We start from the raw sequence: 16,046 nt of genomic DNA, 5'->3' as shown, positions 1-16,046 counted from the left end.
GTCAGATGCCCCCCTTGAAGGCCTTGGAGATGTCGATGCGTTCGGTCTGGTTGGCCTTCACGCAGGCCTCGTAGGCGTCGGGCCAGCGCTCGGCGAGGAGCTCCAGGTCGACCTTCGGCGCGGCGTTGGTGGGCTCCAGCGCGTAGGCGCGCTCCCCGCCGATCCGGGCCTCCTGCGCGTCGCCGAGAGCGGCGATCATGCGGGCCTTCGCGGCGGCCTTGGCCTTCTTCGCCTCGGACTCGGCGCGCTGGTGGCGGTTGTAGTCGAGGAGCGCGTCGAGGGCGTCCGGGTGCCGGTCGATGTCCACCGCGCCGGAGCGGGTCGGGTGGAGGCGGCGGAACATCTTCGCCAGGGCCTCGCCGTCGCCGGTCGGCTCCGGCGGGACCTGCGCTTGGACGTGCTCGGTCCAGAACCGGTCCATGGCCGTGGTGATGTCGGCGATGACGTCGGTGTACTGGTCGGCGCGGATGACGCCCTGGTGGTACTCGTTGCCGCCGATGAGCACCGCGTAGTGCATGTGGTCGTAGCCGTTGACGGCGATCTGCCACAGCACTTGGGCGGTGACGTCGTCGGGGGCTCCGGCGTGCCACTGTGCGGACTTGAAGGCGGAGCGGGTCTTGACCTCCAGTGCGCACGGGGTCCGCTTGTCCTCGGACAGCGGGCACGCGGTGACGCGCCGGTCGAGGGTGGTCATCCAGTGCGGGTGGTCGACGTGGGCGACGAGTCCGACGCGGCGGATGACCGAGCGGTTGCGCATGGCCCAGACGCGGGCGACGGGCTCTTCGTGGACGGTGCCCCAGAACGCGGCCTCACCGGCGTCGTCGACGTCCTGGCCGATCTTGTCGTAGTAGACCTTGAGCGGCGGCTTCTTCTCGACGAGGCCGAGGATGGCGGGGACGTCGCTGGAGCCGATGCCGGAGCGGCGGGTGGTGAGCCACACGTTGCGGTCGGCGTCGGCGGGGAGGATGAGTCGGCCGGTGGGGGTGACCCGGCGGGCGGCGGCCGGGGCCGTGGTGGCCCCGACCGTCGTGCTCGTCGTCATCGGGCGCCACCGTTCCGGCGCGGCTTCTCGCCCGCGGCCTTGTACCAGGCGTCCCGGTCCTCGATGGTGAACCCGGCGAGGTCGTCCTCGACGGGCGCGCCCATGGCAGTGGCGGCGGCGAGGGCGAGCGTCGCGTGCACCTGCGCGGCGGCGATCTCCTCGGCCGTCGGCGGCCGGTGCCGCTCCTCGATGCGCAGCTCCGGGTCAGCCGGGAACGTTCGCCCGGCCAGGAGGCGCTCCGCCTCGCGGTAGTGCTCGGGGCCGGTCATGCGGCGATACCGCCTTCCGTGGTCGTGGCGAGGCTGGCGAGGACGCCAGCCCACAGCTGGCGGCGCAGCACCTCGGCGGGCGTGCCGTCGAAGGCGTCGCCGTAGGCGGCCTGGTGGCGGGCGGCGATCTCACGGGCGGCGCCCGGACCGCAGCGCAGTTCGCCACGTTCGATCTGGCCGAGGACGCGCTCGGCGTCGGTGGTCGGCGTGACGGTCTTGCTCACGAGCGGCCGTCCTCTCGGGTGGTCGTGGGGTGGTACAGGCGGCGGCCGTCGATGTCGACGGCGGTGAGATGGCCGCACCGGGCGAGGCCGCGAAGGTCCTTGCGGGCGGTGTTCCGGCCGTACGTCGGCCAGGTCCCGGTGAGGAGCTGCTCGGCGAGCTGGGTGGTGACCGGGCGGCCGTGCTGCCTTATGGCGGCGAGGAGTTGCTGGCGGCGGGTGGTCAGGTCAGGCACGGTGGCCTCCCCGCTGGGCGAGCTCGTACCAGCGCACGCCCTTCTCCTCGAACCGGGTCAGGTGGCCGGCGGCGGCGAGCGCGCTCAGGTCGTGTGACGCGGTGCTCTTACTGATCGAGGTGAAGCCGAGCTGGCGGAGGGTCCGCAGGGCACGTCCGCTCTTCCACCGGCCGCGGTGAGCGCGGATGGCAGTGAGGAGGTCGGCCTGGCGTGCGGTGTCGGCGGGAGTGGCGTCGGCCCCGGTCGGGCTGCTCTTCTCCCCGGTCTCGGCGTGCGCGGCGGCCTCGTCGCGGGCGTGCTCCCACAGCAGCTTCTGCACCTCGGCGATGCAGCCCCAGCGGGCAGCGGTGCGCAGGGTGCGGACCAGGCCGCGCAGCATCGCAAGCTCGCCGTCGTACGCCTCGACCGTAGGAGCCGAAGCCTGACTGCCGTGCGTCTCCTCGGCCATGGCCCGGACGACAGCGCGGCAGTCGCGCCATGCGTCCGCGTACGACCCGGCGTTGAACGTGCCCTGCAGTTCCTCGGGGAGCTGCATCTTGGAGAGCCGGGCGTCGGCTTCGCTCAGCACCTCAGCGCGGTAGGCGTGGGCCAGCCGGTACGCCTCAACCGCGTCGAGCCGCAGGGAGAGGGCGACGTGCAGTTCCATGGCGGCGCTCATGCGGCAGCACCACCCTCGCGGCGCTGCTCCGGCAGCCACACCGCCGGCGCCGGGGCCACCGCGCGCAGCCGGTCCGCCAGCCGGGCCACGGCGTCGCCGTTCAGCGGCAGTTCGTAGCCCAGGGCCAGGGTCAGCTTCTCGACGAGCAGCTGCTCCGGCTCCCACCCGTCGTGCTCACGCGCCCGCCCGCGGTCCTCGGCCATCTCCAGCAGGAGGTCGAGGAGGTCGGGGTTGTCGGCGAGGGTCTCCAGGACGGCGATCAGGTAGTGCTCGACGTCGAGCATGGCCCCGGCCGGGGTGCGGCGGATGTAGAGGCGGTACGGGCCGGTGACGGCGGGGCGCCGGAAGATCCGGTGCAGGTACAGGCGGATGCGGTTCATCGGGTCGCCTCCGGGGTGGCGGTGAGGAGCATGAGGAGCGCGGCCACGGTCAGCGCGGTCTCGCGCGGCAGGGCCCGGGCGCGGTCGGCGGCCTCGGTGGCGGCGTGCCGGGTGTTGGCCACGGCGATCAGCGCGGGGTCGAGGCGGCCGGAGTCCAGGGCGCGGCGCATGGCCGGGCGCGGGTCGAAGTCGGCCGGGTCGGCGTCGACGAGGAGGAAGTACGGGACGCTGAGGGCGCCGTAGCCTGCGATGGCGAGGCTGAGGGCGGCGGCCCAGTCGTTGAGGTCAGCGGCGGGCATCAGGCGTCACCCCCCAGCCGGGCCGTGGCCTCGTCGAATGTGAGCGGCTTCAACCAGCCGCCGATCAGGTAGTCGTGCATCCGGCAGTGCTCGGCCTCGCAGCGGTACGGGTCCACGAGCGGGGCGAACGGCTGCGGGAACAGAGACTCGTTCGGGTCCGGGCACCGGCACACCGCCTTGAAGGCGGCGCGGCGGGCCAGCATGCGGGCCTTGATCTGCGCCTGCGTCGGCTGCTCCCAGCGGTGGAAGCCACGGCGGGGAAGGAATCGGTTCCCGTGGATGTGCTGCTCAAGGCCGCACCAGCGGCAGCCGAAGGGCGTCGGGGTGGTGCCGTGCGGCCAGCGGATGTGACCGCGCAGCATGCCCGTGTCCGCGTCGCGTCGGCCGTAGCCGATCAGGTGTTTCGTCGGGTCGATGGTGGCCATCAGGCGTCACCCGCCTCTGACCCGCTCCCGGACTCGGAGAACCAGCAGCGGATCACGACGTGACTGCCACGCCAGGTGGCGTGCGAGGTGACGCAGCTACCCCGGTTCGTCGTCCGGGCGAGGTCGACAGCCAGGGCCTTCTGCCACCCGGCCCACTGCTCCGGTGTCGCCGTCAGCTCCAGGTTGATCGTCTGGAACGCCGGGTCGTACGTGGCGTCGGCGTGCTGCGCGTCGGCGAGGGTGAGGATGTCGGCGGTGTCCTCGGCGCGCAGGGCGGCGGGCTCGTCCTCGCGGAGGGCCTGCGTCGGCGCCAGCAGCCGCGTCAACCTGTCCACCGACGCATCAACCGACGGACCCGGCACGTACGGCTGGACCGCGAGCGGGTCGTTGGCGAACTCCTTCGCCAGCTGGTCCTCGCGCGCCCACACGGCCTCACGCTCGGCGAGCTGCTGCTGGACGACGGCCTCGCCCTCGAAGTCCCCGTCCTCCCGGGCCTGTGTGGCGAGTTGCCGGTACGACTCCCGGACGTCGCTGCGGTGCCGCTCCATAGCCGGGCGCTCCAGCTCGGCGACCCGAGTCCGCAGCTCGTTCGCCTCCAACCGGGCCGCGTGCAGCGCCATCTGTCCCGCGATGACCGTGAACAGCATGTGCTGGAGGGCTTCCTGCGCATACCGGGCCTGCGCCGCATACCGATCGGCAGCCCCGCCCGTGGCCAAGGCGCGGGTACGGGCCATTCGCCAGGCGATGCGCCGGCGCTCGCTGTGCTGCTCGGACGCGGCCAGCTGCGCGCGCAGCTGCTCCACGTCCCGCAGCAGCGACCGCGACACCGGATCCCGCCGCGCCCGATCCTGGAACCACGCCTCGTTCAGCGCGTCACGGTTCTCGTCGACCTTCAGCCACGCCCGCACCGCTTCGCGGGCGTTCGCCGACGCCGTGTCCGTGACGACCCAACGTTCCTCGTACGACTTGATCGCGGCGTCGAGGACATCACCCCACTCGGCGTCACGCAGGTTGTCGTACGCCTCGGCAGGCAGCAGCCACGATGCGCGCGCCACCTCGGGAATCTGGACGTAAACCTGCGTGTCCTTCGTGCGGTGGGCGACGTCGAAGTTGTTCAGCTGGACGCGGACGATGATCGAGTCGCTCATGCCGCCACCTCGTTCGCGTCAGCAGCCGCCTCCAGCACCGCAACCGCCGACTCCGTCGTACGGCCCTCGACGTCACCCCAGTGCGCGACATGCGTCTGCAGCCAGAACGGCTCGTTATTCCACGCGGGCTCCCCGTCCACCTCCAGACGGCCAGCCAGCACCTTCACCGCCAGCTCCGAAAGCTCCGAGATGTAGTGCGGGTTGTCGCCGCCCGGCGACGCCACACAGCGGATCGCCGCCACGATCGACAGCGGACGCTCGGCGTGCGGCGAGGTGGACCGGCGGTCGAACGGGTCGGGGCAGTAGTCGCCCTGGTAGTGGCCGTTCCTGGCGAGCAGCCGAGCCGCCGCGCGGAACACCGCCGGCACAGTCGTCGGCCGCGCCTGGTGCGACTGGTGCAGGGGGAGAACCCTGCTGCTGGTCTGCAATGATGTGGTCAAGGTGACCTTCTTCCTTGGTAGGTGGGGTCGCCGAGTCGATGGGCTGCTCGGGCCTGGCAGTCGGAGCGGCCCTTCGGCGTCTGGTGGGTCAGGCGGCGTCGGCCGCCGGCGCGAGCTCCTCGACGCGGCCCGCGGGGTGCGTGAGGATCCGACGCAGGGACTCGATGACGTCGGGCGTGGGCTCCGGCGCGGCCTCGACGCACTTATGGATGTGGGCGATTACGTCGTCGCCGAGGAGGGCTCGGCGTTCGGCGGCCCTCATGCCGCGGCCTCGACTTCGACCCGCTCCATGACCTCGCGAATGTCCAGGTCATATGCCTCGACCAGGCGCATCGCCGAGTTCAGGTCAGGCTGTGCCTCGCCGCTGAGGTACCGGTAGACGGACGACTCGGAGATGCCGGTCCGGCGGTGGATCTTCCAGCCGGTGGTGTCGCCCTGCGCGGCGGTGGCTTCGAGGAGCTTGGCGACGTTCAGGCGGAACACGTACTCACTCCTCCCGTTGGGGTTGTCGCTGGTAGCAGGGGGTTCCTTGCTCACGAGGGAGACTCTGCCATGAATCTCCCTCCCTAGCAAGGGAGCTTGCTGGGTAGGGAGGGGTCAATTTACGACCGAACGGGCGTTCGATCATACGAGTGAGCTGTGTTAATGCAGGTAGATGGCCTGATCGGCGCTCTTGCGGCCCAGGGAGTTTCTAGCTACTCCCTACATAGGGAGGTAAAGTGACGGGACATGACGGACACCCCCCACCAGCCGACGCGCGCACAGCGATTCCGCAACATCGTTGTGCCGGCAGCCGAGCGCGCCGGCTACATCGGCCACGGAGCCAAAGCGCGCTTCGCCCGCGAAACCGGCATGACCGACAGCACCGTCACCCGCCTTTGGCAGGGAACTGCCGTACCGGACGCCCGGTTTTACCTGAAGATCGCAGAGGTAACAGGCCTGGAACTGGGCACTCTCCTCGTTGAAGGTGTCGGCCTGCCACCTGAAGCACTTCCGTCACTGTCCGAAACAGATCGATCGCAGGTAGGCTCAGGCCTCAGTCCAGAGGAAGCTGCTGACCGACTTGGGATCAGAGATGACGTGGGCCGAGAAGTGTTCTTCCGAACCGTCGATCGTCTCCGCCGTCTCGAAGAAGACGACAGCACCGAGCGCGGCAACGACCACGGAGGGGCAGCAGCGCAGATGTGACGTGGGGGTACGCATGGGTCTCACGAGCGGATCGCGCGCCACGATCGTGGCGGCAGCGGCGGCGACGCTCGGGGGACTCCCCGTCCTCATCTACGGCATATGGAGCAACGACACGGCGCGCTCCCTCGGCGGAGCATGCCTCATCATGTCCGGCCTGGTCCTCGTCGCTCTCGTCCTCATCCGCCGGTGGATAGTCGACACCAGCGAAGAACGGCGCGCCCTCGCTGCTGCCCTCCGCGACGCCCAAGCGGAGAAGGCCCGCTATTTCGCCGCGCAGGCCGCGCTCGAGAACGAGCAGGGGCGCCTCAACCGCGACATGAACGTCGAGCGCATGCGCATCGCCAAGCAGCTCCTCACTGAACGGGAAGCGATGCGCGTCGAGTTCGAGGAGCAGCGGGCCGCCCTGATCGCCGAGACGATGGAAGCGGCCTTCCTCATGATGCGCAACCGTAAGTCCCCATCAGAGCCGCCCGCCCAGTGCAACCTCATCCAGTTCCCGGAGAAGTTGCCGGCGCAGGAACGCTCCGCAGCGCCTGAACGGGAACGCTCGCGGGGGCACGGAGTGGTCGGTCCCTGAAGCCGGGCTGTCCCACGAAGGCCAGAGTGATACGCCCTGGCTCCAGTGTGCGGATGCCTGGCCTGCTGGCCTTATGCAGGCGCACGGTTACAACCTTCCGGATCACCTCACGCTGCTGCTCCAGCGACAACCCAGGAACCTCGGGCTCCGTCTCCGTAGCCGGGCGGCCGTTCCAAACCACCTCGGGATCGGGGGCGTTCAGCAGCGAGAGCAGAAGGGGAGATACGCCGGTCATCTCCTGGAGCTTCTTGCGCTCCTGCTCCAGCTTCGGCACCAGCCGCTGTTCCAGCGACGCTAGCGAACTCGCGGACAGCTTGAAGCGGCCCGTCTCCTCGTCGAACTCCTCGGCCTGCTGCCTGGCTTCGTTCAGCTGCTCCTCATAGGCGTTGATCCGCCGCTGCGCCGAAGCCACCTTCTCCTCGACTTCGCCCTCGTCCGGAACCAGCGCGGTAGTGGCCTTCCTCTTATCGCGGAACCAATGGATCACTGCCTCCTCGACATAGGCGTCAGCAAGGTCTTCACGGATCGCCAGGTGCCTGGTCTCCTTGCAGCCCAGCAGCATCACCCCGGACGCTCGCGGCCACGCGGCCAGCATTCTGTGATCTCCGCACTCGCCGCAGTACGAGTTGAAGGACAGCAGGTGAGCGACCTCCGTGCCCCGCTGAGTCCGCCGCTCCGGGTCGGTCAGCTTGGCCGTCACCCGGTTGAACATGGCGCGGCCTTCCGGCGTCTCAAGGCCCTTGATCGGGTCCCATGAACCCGGCACCCACTTACCCTTGTGGAACCGCTCGCCGAGGTACGCCCGGTTCAGGAGCATCCGCCGGGCCGTGATCGCGTTCCACGGCTTGCCGTCGGGCCGCGCCGCCTCTGGCACAGACGTGAGCCACCGAACCAACGATCGCATCGAGTGGCCCGAGTCGATGCGCTGCAACGACTGGAAGACGTACGGGCCCCGGACCGGATCCTCGTACTGCCGGACACAGCGTTTCCTGCCGCCCACCACCGCGTACTCACGCAGGTACCCGTACAGCAGCTTCCCGTGCGGCTTGCCGGCCTCCGCCTGGAGGGTGGCCGTGCGCAGGTTCTGATCACGAAGGCCCTCGGCTTCGTCCTCCGCGTCGACGGCGTGCATGGCGGTGGCCTTGCGGTCGTCTCTCCGGCTCAGGTCGTAGACCTGGCCGTTGTAGCAGAGCAGCACGTTGGCGGCCAGGCAGGCGTTCCGCAGCCTGACGTACGCCTCCAAGTCCCGGTAGTAGCGGGAGGCGTTGTAGGCGACGAGGACGCGCCGTACTCCGGCGGGGGGCGGATTTCCGACGATGGTGGCCAGGAGTTCTTCGAATTCGTCGCGGGTCTTCTTGCCGTGGCGGCTGGCTGAGGTGTCGGTGTCTTTGAACTCCCGCGTGATGCGCCAGTTGTGGCGGTCGCAGAGGGTGCGGCCGGTGGCGAGCTGGTCCTCGACGGAGCTGCCCATCTTGTGGGGGTCGTCACTGTTGCGTCCGTACAGCAGGGCTTCGAAGCGGACGTCGGGGAAGACCAGGTGCAGGTATTCGGGCGCGAACGGCATAGCCGCATCGTAGCCAAAAGGTGTGTCCCTTATAGGGATTGTGGGACTACACCGACAAGTACTCGTGGATCCCGGCGTTCTTCCCCGGCGAGGGCGCGGCCCTGCCGTGGGACGAGGAACTGCGGCCGAAGCCAGCGTACTACGCGATCCGGGACGCGCTGACGTAACCGACGGGCCTCAGGCGGCCGCTGGCGGTGCGGTGCTCGCCCGCACCACCAGCTCCGTCCCCAGTTCCACCCGCGGCGAGTCCGGCTGCTCGCCGCGGGCCAGGCGCAGCACCGTGCGGACGGCGAGCTTGCCCATGTCGGCGAGCGGCTGGCGGACGGTCGTCAGGGGCGGGGCCGACCAGCGGACTTCCGGGAGGTCGTCGAAACCGATCACGCTCATGTCCTCCGGCACCCTCAGGTCCCGCCGGCGCAGCGCCTCGATCGCGCCGAGCGCCATCTGGTCGCTGGCCGCGAACACCGCGGTCGGCGGCTCGGGCAGGTCGAGCAGCGTGGTGCAGGCCGCGAAGCCGGAGTCGGGGCGGAAGTCGCCGGGGACGACGAGGGACTCGTCGGGTTCGACGCCGGCGCCCTCCAGCGCCGCGCGGTAACCGTCCAGCCGGGCACGGGAGCACAGCAGCCGCGGCGGTCCGGCGATCAGACCGATCCTGCGGTGGCCGAGGGAGAGCAAGTGCTCGGTGGCCGCCATGCCGCCCGACCAGTTGGCGGCGCCGATGGTGGGCACGTCCAGCGCCGGGGAGCCCGCCGGGTCGACGACCACCAGCGGGACGCCGAGGGCCCGCAGTTCCTCGTGGAGCACCGGCTCCAGGGCCGACGTGACGAGGATGACGCCGTCGGAGGCCCGGGCCCGCAGGTTCCGCATCCACTCGCGGGCATCGCCGGAGCGTCCGTGGATCGCCGACACGACGGTGCCGACCCCGGCCGCGTGCGCCACCTCCTCGACGCCGCGGATGATCTCCACCGCCCAGGGGCTGTCGAGGTCGTTGAAGACCAGGTCGAGCAGGGCCGCGCGGGTGCCGGGCGCCGCGGGGCGTTTGCGGTAGCCGTGCCGCAGCAGCAGGTCCTCGACCCGGGCCCGGGTCCGGGGCGAGACGTCGGAGCGGCCGTTGACCACCCGTGACACGGTCGGCACCGACACGCCCGCCTGCCGGGCGATCTCCGTGATGGTGACCCTGCCCCGGTCCCCGGAAGCCCCCTCGGCGTCGGCCTCGCGTGCTGCCACTTCCCCCACCTCCGTCGACCCCCGCGAAACTTCCAGGAGTCTTCCGGAAAACGGGCACGTCTGGGAAGCCGTACCGGCACGTCTGGGAAGTCGCCCGCACCCCTCTCGCACGGGGCGCTACGGACAGTGATCGGCTCCGGACACGCGTCGGGGCCGGCCCGCAGGGAGTCCTGCGGGCCGGCCCCTCATGTCTGCGGGCGGGATGTCGCTCCGCCCGGCGGCACTCAGGCGGCGGTCACGACCCGGCTGCTGTCCAGCGGACGGTGCGGGTCGATGATCCGGCCGTCCGGCAGGAGCTCACCGGTGTCCTCGAAGAGGACCACGCCGTTGCACAGCAGGCTCCATCCCTGTTCCGGGTGGTGCGCCACGAGACGGGCGGATTCCCGGTCGGCGGAGTCGGCTGAGGGGCACGGTGGCTGGTGCTGGCACATGGGTGGGATCTCTCGCTCTGGCGTGATGTGTGAGTCGGCTGTCGTGTCTGTTGCGCGGCTTGAAGTTTCGTTCATGGCCGCCCCCCGTTGCGATAAGTCGGTCGGAACCCAGTGTTGCCCCACGGGCGTCATTCCGCAGGGATTTCGCTGCACCGCTTCTTCACAGGTTGATGACGCATCACCCGCCCGGACGGTTCATCTCAACTGCCTTGTCACTTTGGAGGGTTAGGGATGGCCGGATGGGGCTAGTCCGGCCGGGTGGAGACCTGTGAGCGGCTCTTCCGAGCGAATTCAAGCTCGTACGAGCGGCATGACGGCTCGTGCGAGCAGCCGGTGACTCGTATGAGTGGTCTTCCATCGAAAAACCGGGTGCGGAGGCAGTGGTGTACCCCGCCGCCTGGAAATCGGGCGACGGGGTACGCGGGTTTTCCGGCCCGGCCGTCAGGCGGGGGAGCCGAGCAGCGGTGGCGTGGGAGGAAGCGTGCGATGGGTCAGTACCGGGAGCAGTTCGGAGACCCGGTGCGGACGGTGGGCCGCGATGCCGGGCGGCGCCGGCGCCAGCGGGATGAGCAGGTCGGTGGCGGCGGGGTGGCCGGTGGCGGCGTCCGCGGCGCAGTCCCCGTGCAACCAGAGCGTGAGCATGTACAGGCCGGGTACCGACAGCAGCCTGGGCTGGTACGGCTGGGTCACCGACTCGGCCTGGCGCAGCGCCCGCTCGGTGGAGGTGATGTACGGCCCCTCGAAGAAGTGGGAGAACGCCCACCCGTCGGGAGTCAGCATGGTCTCCGCCGCGGCCACCGCACGGTCGCCGCAGCGGATCAGGAAGCGCCAGCCGGTGAGGCGGGTGGCAGCGACGCCCTCGGGGGTGATCCGGTCGAGGACGTGCACGGGCAGCGGGAGCTCGGGCGTGGCGGGTCCCTGGGCGCCGAGCAGGGAGGGAGTTCGGGCCTCGCGGACCGCGGTGGGGGAGGAGAGCGCAGTCAGGACGGAACGAAGTGCGGGCGCGGGAGCCGGGGGGACATGCAGCGGCATGGTGGGTCGCCTCTCATTCGAAGGCACGGTGGCGCGAGGGCGTGGCGGACGGCGCTGTCAGCTCGCGAGAAGGCCAGAGAGGCGGGGGCCGGGGTCTGAGGAGGAGAGGAGAGGACGAGGTCTGCCGCACGACACCTCGACGGCAGGACCCATGACCGTGGGCGCCAACCTTCTGCCTTGTTCGCGGAGTTTATACGACACGTGTTCAGACTGTGTTTCGTCTAGCCGTTTCCGGTGAGTAGAACAAGGGTACATTCGGTCGGTGATATGCGGGAATCATCCCGATTCCGGGCAGGGCGCGCGGCGATGACCTCGGAAAATGTCCGCGAAGCGGTCGGCCTATTCTCGTCGGCGTTTTTCACGAGTTCACGGTCGACCGAAACTGCGCAGTGCGTCATGCCCCGTGAATGTGCCACCGGTCACGATCGACCAGGGTAGCGTGCGGCGCGGTCGCGCGGGGACGTTATCGATCGCTTGGGCTGGGCATCATCCCACCTGACCGGGACGCCGACGGCCGATGCTCGGCCCGCCTATTCGAGGAGGGATGCTGCGATGGGGGAGAAGGTCGTGGCAGGTCAGTTCGACCTGTCCGATCGCCAGCTCTACCGCGACAAGCTCCGCCGGTGCCTGACGGGACTGGAGCGGCTGCTGGCGGAGAAGCGGTTCGACCGGCCGAAGAACCTCATGGGGCTGGAGATCGAGCTGAATCTCACGGGCGCCGACGGCATGCCCAAAATGTTGAATGGACAAGTCCTCGAACGCATCGCGAGCCGGGATTTCCAAACAGAACTCGCCATGTTCAATCTGGAAGTCAACATAGCCCCACACCGGCTGGGTGGGCGCGTATTCGACCAGCTCGCCGAGGAACTGCGCACGTCCCTCACGTATGCCGACCGCAAGGCCGGCGAGGTCGATGCGGGAATCGTGATGATCGGCATTCTGCCGACCCTGGACCGCGACGACCTGGTCTCCTCCAACCTCTCCGACGTCGACCGCTACACCCTCCTCAACGACCAGATCGTGGCCGCCCGCGGTGAGGACTTCGCGCTCGACATCGACGGGGTCGAGCACCTCAGGTGCACGTCGAAGTCCATAGCTCCCGAGGCCGCCTGCACCTCCGTGCAGCTGCACCTGCAGGTCACCCCGGCCCGCTTCGCCGACGTGTGGAACGCGGCCCAGGCCGTCGCCGCCGCCCAGGTCGCCGTCGGCGCCAACTCCCCCTTCCTGTTCGGCCGCGAGCTGTGGCGCGAGTCCAGGCCCCCGCTCTTCCAGCAGTCCACCGACACCCGCCCGCCCGAGCTCCAGGCGCAGGGCGTACGGCCGCGCACCTGGTTCGGCGAGCGGTGGATCTCCTCGGCGTACGACCTGTTCGAGGAGAATCTGCGCTACTTCCCGGCGCTACTGCCGATCCGCGACGACGAGGACCCCCTGGAGGTCCTGGACCGGGGCGGCGTGCCGAAGCTCGCCGAACTCGTCCTGCACAACGGCACCGTCTACCGCTGGAACCGTCCGGTCTACGGCATCGCCGACGGCGTCCCCCACCTGCGCGTCGAGAACCGGGTGCTGCCCGCCGGGCCGACCGTCACCGACGTCATCGCCAACGCGGCCTTCTACTACGGCGTCGTACGCGCCCTCGCCGAGGACGCCCGGCCGGTGTGGACCCGGCTGCCGTTCGAGGCGGCCGCCGCCAACTTCGACGCCGCCTGCAAACACGGCATCGACGCTCGCCTGACCTGGCCCCGGCGCGGCCGCTACGGCGGCACGACCGAGGTCGACGCCGTCAGCCTCATCCGCGACGAACTCCTGCCGCTCGCCGAGGCGGGCCTGGACGCGTGGGGTGTCGAGCCCGTCGACCGCGACCTGTACCTGGGGGTGATCGAGGAGCGGTGCCGGCGCCGGACCAACGGCGCCACCTGGCAGGCCGCCACCTTCCACCAGGCCCTCGGCAAGGGGCTGTCACGGGAAGCCGCGCTGGCCGCCACGACCCGGCGCTACTGCGAGCTGATGCACAAGGGCGACCCGGTCCACACCTGGCCCGTGGGGCTGCCGGACCCGGTGGCGCTGGGCTGAGCCGCCCGGGCGACATGCCGCTGCCCGCATACTGATCCGACGGAGTCGGTGAAGTGGAGGCAGCTGTGCAGGCGGAGGCGGGCCCGGGGGCCGCATCGTTCCCCGAATCATTCCCCCAGCAGCGGCTCTCGCGGCGGATGCTCCGCAACGAGACGCTGCTGGTGCTCGGGCTGTCGCTCGGCGCGAGCGGCGTGTCCGCGCTGATCAGCTTCGTCGGGTCGGTCACCAAGCCGGGCGGCCTCAAGGACCAGGCGGCCACCCTCAACGCCTCCGCCGCACCGGGCCGCCCGTGGCTGGACCTCGCCTGGCAGCTCTTCGGGATCGCCACGGCACTGGTGCCCGTGGCGCTGGTCGCGCACTTCCTGCTGCGCGAGCGCGAGAGCCTGCGCACCCTCGGTTTCGACCGCACCCGGCCCTGGCCGGACCTCGGCCGCGGTGCCGCGATCGCGGCCGTCATCGGCAGCACCGGCATCGCCTTCTACCTGGCCGCCCGCGGCCTGGGCTTCAACCTCACGGTGGTGCCGGAGGCGCTGCCCGAGGTGTGGTGGAAGTACCCCGTGCTGGTCATGTCGGCGATCCAGAACGCCGTACTGGAAGAAGTGATCGTCGTCGGTTATCTGCTGCGCCGACTGGGCCAGTTGGGCTGGACACCGGGCACCGCGCTGGTCGCCAGCTCCGTCCTGCGCGGCTCGTACCACCTCTACCAGGGCATCGGCGGCTTCATCGGGAACGTCGTCATGGGCGTGGTGTTCGTCTACCTGTACCGGCGCTGGGGGCGGGTGGGTCCCCTGGTGGTGGCGCACTCGCTGCTCGACATCGGGGCGTTCGTGGGATACGCGCTGCTGGCGGGCAAGGTGGGGTGGCTGCCGACGGCGTGAGCGGCGGAGGCGGGGGTACGGCGAGGGCGGTCGAGGCGGACGGGCGGCGTACGGCGGGGGCGGATCAGGCCAGCAGTTCGCCGTCGATGACCGTGACGGCCCGTCCACTCAGCAGCGTGCGGTCGCCGCGCAGCCGTGTGCGGACACGGCCGGAGCGGGGTGAGGCCTGCAGGCCGGTGAGGTCGGGGCGGCCGAGGCGTTCGGACCAGTACGGGGCGAGGGCGGTGTGGGCGCTGCCGGTGACCGGGTCCTCGTCGATGCCGACGCGTGGGAAGAAGCAGCGGGAGACATAGTCGTAGCCCCGGCGCGGGTCCTCGGCGCGGGCGGTGGCGATGATGCCGCGCTCGGAGTGGGCGGCGAGGGCTCTGAGGTCGGGGGCGAGGCCGTGCACCGTCTTCTCGTCGGCCACCTCGAGGAGCAGGTCGCCGATGTTCGGGCCGGTGTCGAAGGCCGTGCGCGGCTCGGTGCCCAGGGCCTCGACGAGTCCGTCGGGGAGGTCGACCGGGGTGAGCGGGGCGGTCGGGAAGTCCAGCGCGAGGGAGCCGTCCCCGGCGGGCGTGGCGATGAGGACACCGCTGCGGGTGGCGAACCGCACCGGGCCGTGGTGGGCGCCGGTGGTGTGCAGGACGTGGGCGGTGGCGAGGGTCGCGTGGCCGCACATCGCGACCTCCGTGGCGGGTGTGAACCAGCGCAGCGCCCAGTCGGCCTCACCGCCCTCGGGCAGGGGGTGGGCGAAGGCCGTCTCGGCGTGGTTCACCTCCAGGGCGACGTTCTGGAGCCAGGCGTCGTCCGGGAAGGCGTCCGCGCCGTCCAGGAGCAGCACGCCGGCCGGGTTGCCGGCGAAGGGACGGTCGGTGAAGGCGTCGACGATTCGAATCCGCATGTCCCGAGAGACTAGGGGCACGGCGGTGGCGTGGGCCAAGGGCCAATTCGGGGGTGCTGGACCTGTTTCGGGCGGGCGTCGTCGTCGGCGGCCTGCCGCCGCGCGCCGTGGTCAGGGACGGCCGGGGCTCCGGTCGGGGTTCCGGTCGGGTTTCCGGGCCAGGAAGGTGGCGATCCTTCTCGTCGTTCCGGGGTCGGGCTCCTGCACCAGGCGCGCGGTGACGACGAGCCCGGCCCGGCTGAGCAACCCGGCGATCCTGTCCACCGGCAGGAGGTGGGATTCGTAGGACACCGGATGGCCGCCGTACGCCTGTGTCGGGCGGACGCACTCGCTGTCTCCCACGTAACCGGTCAGCATCAGGTGGCCGCCGGGCGCGAGCGTGCGACGGAACTCGGCGTACACGACGGGCAGCAGCTCCGGCGGCGTGTGGTGGGTGGAGTAGTAGGCCAGGATGCCGCCGAGCTCGTCGTCCGGGATGCTCAGCGCGGTCATCGAGCCGACTGTGAAACGCAGGTGGGGGAAGCCCTGCCGGGCCAGCTCGATCATCTTCGGGGACACGTCGACGCCGATCGCGGCCACGCCCAGGTCCGCCAGGTGTGCCGTGACCAGGCCGGGCCCGCATCCCAGGTCCGCGACCGGCCCGAGGCCGTCGGTCCGCACGGCTTCGGCGAACGCGGCCAGCATCGCGCGCGACAACGGATCCAACTCCGCCGGGGTCCTGACGAGACGCAGGTAGTCGGCGGCAACGGTGTCGTACGACTCCCGGAGCGCGGTGAGGTAGGAGGTCTCGGTCACGTGGGCGACTCCGGGTGGCAGGGCCGGGCTGGCTGAACCTTGACGCGCCGCAGCGTACTTCCATCACGCCGTTCGATGGACGGGACGAGGTGCGTCCGTCATGACGGCACGGGGGAGTTCGGCCGTTCGTAGGTGATCCGGTACGGCTGGGCACGCGCCGGCGCCACGGTCGTCACGGTCACCGCCCTGTTCATCGGGGCGGGCATCCTTCCTCCCCACGGGCGTTACGCTCCACCACTTCCTCCCCTTCCGCCGTCCTCGGCTCGCGCCCTGGTCCGAGGTC

General features: G+C 70.5%; 22 protein-coding genes and 1 pseudogene. 5 read left to right on the top strand and 18 right to left on the bottom strand.

What is annotated here, in order from left to right; translation table 11 throughout:
* Position 1: 1 nt before the first annotated feature.
* The 12 genes from ACFPZJ_RS07355 to ACFPZJ_RS07300 all read right to left on the bottom strand — a co-directional run bounded on the left by ACFPZJ_RS07355 (position 2) and on the right by ACFPZJ_RS07300 (position 5,655).
* On the bottom strand, positions 2-1,042 hold the full coding sequence (locus tag ACFPZJ_RS07355; RefSeq protein WP_381018793.1) for a YqaJ viral recombinase family nuclease: 1,041 nt from the start codon (positions 1,040-1,042) through the stop codon (positions 2-4).
* Entirely contained in the window at positions 1,039-1,311 is a 273-nt protein-coding gene (locus ACFPZJ_RS07350; RefSeq protein WP_381018792.1) for a hypothetical protein, read from the bottom strand. The genes ACFPZJ_RS07355 and ACFPZJ_RS07350 overlap by 4 nt, the downstream gene beginning before the upstream one ends.
* Positions 1,308-1,535, bottom strand: a complete 228-nt coding sequence (locus ACFPZJ_RS07345; RefSeq protein ID WP_381018790.1) for a hypothetical protein — start codon at positions 1,533-1,535, stop codon at positions 1,308-1,310. Before ACFPZJ_RS07345 ends, ACFPZJ_RS07350 begins: the two co-directional genes overlap by 4 nt.
* Positions 1,532-1,768: a hypothetical protein gene (locus tag ACFPZJ_RS07340; RefSeq protein ID WP_381018788.1), complete on the bottom strand. Its 237-nt coding sequence runs from the start codon at positions 1,766-1,768 to the stop codon at positions 1,532-1,534. Before ACFPZJ_RS07340 ends, ACFPZJ_RS07345 begins: the two co-directional genes overlap by 4 nt.
* Positions 1,761-2,426, bottom strand: a complete 666-nt coding sequence (locus ACFPZJ_RS07335; RefSeq protein WP_381018786.1) for a hypothetical protein — start codon at positions 2,424-2,426, stop codon at positions 1,761-1,763. Before ACFPZJ_RS07335 ends, ACFPZJ_RS07340 begins: the two co-directional genes overlap by 8 nt.
* Positions 2,423-2,806 carry a hypothetical protein gene (locus ACFPZJ_RS07330; protein WP_381018784.1) on the bottom strand — a complete coding sequence of 128 codons (384 nt, stop codon included), beginning with the start codon at positions 2,804-2,806 and terminating at the stop codon, positions 2,423-2,425. The genes ACFPZJ_RS07335 and ACFPZJ_RS07330 overlap by 4 nt, the downstream gene beginning before the upstream one ends.
* Entirely contained in the window at positions 2,803-3,105 is a 303-nt protein-coding gene (locus tag ACFPZJ_RS07325; RefSeq protein ID WP_381018782.1) for a hypothetical protein, read from the bottom strand. Before ACFPZJ_RS07325 ends, ACFPZJ_RS07330 begins: the two co-directional genes overlap by 4 nt.
* Positions 3,105-3,530, bottom strand: a complete 426-nt coding sequence (locus tag ACFPZJ_RS07320; RefSeq protein ID WP_381018780.1) for a hypothetical protein — start codon at positions 3,528-3,530, stop codon at positions 3,105-3,107. The genes ACFPZJ_RS07325 and ACFPZJ_RS07320 overlap by 1 nt, the downstream gene beginning before the upstream one ends.
* Positions 3,530-4,678, bottom strand: coding sequence for a hypothetical protein (locus ACFPZJ_RS07315; RefSeq protein ID WP_381018778.1), 1,149 nt, complete (start codon positions 4,676-4,678; stop codon positions 3,530-3,532). Before ACFPZJ_RS07315 ends, ACFPZJ_RS07320 begins: the two co-directional genes overlap by 1 nt.
* Positions 4,675-5,118 (bottom strand): DUF6197 family protein, encoded by a 444-nt coding sequence (locus ACFPZJ_RS07310; RefSeq protein ID WP_381018777.1) that lies wholly within the window; start codon positions 5,116-5,118, stop codon positions 4,675-4,677. The genes ACFPZJ_RS07315 and ACFPZJ_RS07310 overlap by 4 nt, the downstream gene beginning before the upstream one ends.
* A gap of 88 nt (positions 5,119-5,206) precedes the next feature.
* Positions 5,207-5,380, bottom strand: coding sequence for a hypothetical protein (locus tag ACFPZJ_RS07305; protein ID WP_381018775.1), 174 nt, complete (start codon positions 5,378-5,380; stop codon positions 5,207-5,209).
* The gene (locus ACFPZJ_RS07300) at positions 5,377-5,655 is read right to left on the bottom strand and encodes a helix-turn-helix domain-containing protein (RefSeq protein WP_381018774.1); all 279 of its coding nucleotides are present in this window, start codon (positions 5,653-5,655) and stop codon (positions 5,377-5,379) included. Before ACFPZJ_RS07300 ends, ACFPZJ_RS07305 begins: the two co-directional genes overlap by 4 nt.
* Before the next feature lie 192 nt (positions 5,656-5,847).
* Here ACFPZJ_RS07300 and ACFPZJ_RS07295 point away from each other — a divergent pair, with 192 nt between their 5' ends.
* Both ACFPZJ_RS07295 and ACFPZJ_RS07290 read left to right on the top strand, forming a co-directional pair.
* Positions 5,848-6,306: a hypothetical protein gene (locus tag ACFPZJ_RS07295; RefSeq protein ID WP_381018772.1), complete on the top strand. Its 459-nt coding sequence runs from the start codon at positions 5,848-5,850 to the stop codon at positions 6,304-6,306.
* 13 nt (positions 6,307-6,319) lie between these two features.
* Positions 6,320-6,883 carry a hypothetical protein gene (locus ACFPZJ_RS07290; RefSeq protein WP_381018771.1) on the top strand — a complete coding sequence of 188 codons (564 nt, stop codon included), beginning with the start codon at positions 6,320-6,322 and terminating at the stop codon, positions 6,881-6,883.
* Here ACFPZJ_RS07290 and ACFPZJ_RS07285 read toward each other — a convergent pair.
* Complete coding sequence (locus tag ACFPZJ_RS07285; protein ID WP_381018769.1) at positions 6,792-8,447, bottom strand: recombinase family protein; 1,656 nt, start codon at positions 8,445-8,447, stop codon at positions 6,792-6,794. The two genes, ACFPZJ_RS07290 and ACFPZJ_RS07285, sit on opposite strands and share 92 nt — an antisense overlap.
* Before the next feature lie 38 nt (positions 8,448-8,485).
* Between ACFPZJ_RS07285 and ACFPZJ_RS07280 the strand changes: the two are divergent.
* A pseudogene (locus tag ACFPZJ_RS07280) lies at positions 8,486-8,614 on the top strand (endo-1,4-beta-xylanase); the annotation flags it as partial.
* Positions 8,615-8,624: 10 nt separating this feature from the next.
* Here ACFPZJ_RS07280 and ACFPZJ_RS07275 read toward each other — a convergent pair.
* From ACFPZJ_RS07275 to ACFPZJ_RS07265, 3 genes are all read right to left on the bottom strand, one after another.
* Positions 8,625-9,674 carry a LacI family DNA-binding transcriptional regulator gene (locus tag ACFPZJ_RS07275; RefSeq protein WP_381018767.1) on the bottom strand — a complete coding sequence of 350 codons (1,050 nt, stop codon included), beginning with the start codon at positions 9,672-9,674 and terminating at the stop codon, positions 8,625-8,627.
* A 224-nt stretch (positions 9,675-9,898) separates the two neighbouring features.
* A complete protein-coding gene (locus ACFPZJ_RS07270; protein WP_381018766.1) occupies positions 9,899-10,105 on the bottom strand; it encodes a DUF5999 family protein in 207 nt (68 codons plus the stop codon).
* 441 nt (positions 10,106-10,546) lie between these two features.
* Entirely contained in the window at positions 10,547-11,137 is a 591-nt protein-coding gene (locus ACFPZJ_RS07265) for a hypothetical protein (protein ID WP_381018764.1), read from the bottom strand.
* A 552-nt stretch (positions 11,138-11,689) separates the two neighbouring features.
* On the opposite strand from ACFPZJ_RS07265, the gene ACFPZJ_RS07260 reads away from it, so the two are divergent.
* Positions 11,690-13,207, top strand: coding sequence for a glutamate-cysteine ligase family protein (locus ACFPZJ_RS07260; RefSeq protein ID WP_381018762.1), 1,518 nt, complete (start codon positions 11,690-11,692; stop codon positions 13,205-13,207).
* 65 nt (positions 13,208-13,272) lie between these two features.
* Entirely contained in the window at positions 13,273-14,085 is an 813-nt protein-coding gene (locus ACFPZJ_RS07255) for a CPBP family intramembrane glutamic endopeptidase (RefSeq protein ID WP_381019007.1), read from the top strand.
* Positions 14,086-14,149: 64 nt separating this feature from the next.
* Here ACFPZJ_RS07255 and ACFPZJ_RS07250 read toward each other — a convergent pair whose 3' ends face one another.
* Both ACFPZJ_RS07250 and ACFPZJ_RS07245 read right to left on the bottom strand, forming a co-directional pair.
* Positions 14,150-14,968 carry a PhzF family phenazine biosynthesis protein gene (locus tag ACFPZJ_RS07250; protein WP_381018760.1) on the bottom strand — a complete coding sequence of 273 codons (819 nt, stop codon included), beginning with the start codon at positions 14,966-14,968 and terminating at the stop codon, positions 14,150-14,152.
* Positions 14,969-15,079: 111 nt separating this feature from the next.
* A complete protein-coding gene (locus ACFPZJ_RS07245; RefSeq protein WP_381018759.1) occupies positions 15,080-15,763 on the bottom strand; it encodes a class I SAM-dependent methyltransferase in 684 nt (227 codons plus the stop codon).
* Positions 15,764-16,046: the final 283 nt, after the last annotated feature.

It is taken from the genome of Streptomyces bullii, from assembly GCF_042657145.1.
In the GTDB taxonomy this organism is placed as follows: Bacteria; Actinomycetota; Actinomycetes; order Streptomycetales; family Streptomycetaceae; genus Streptomyces; species Streptomyces bullii.
The sequence above is the reverse complement of the archived record's forward strand: the minus strand, read 5'-3'. Positions and strand labels throughout refer to the sequence as shown.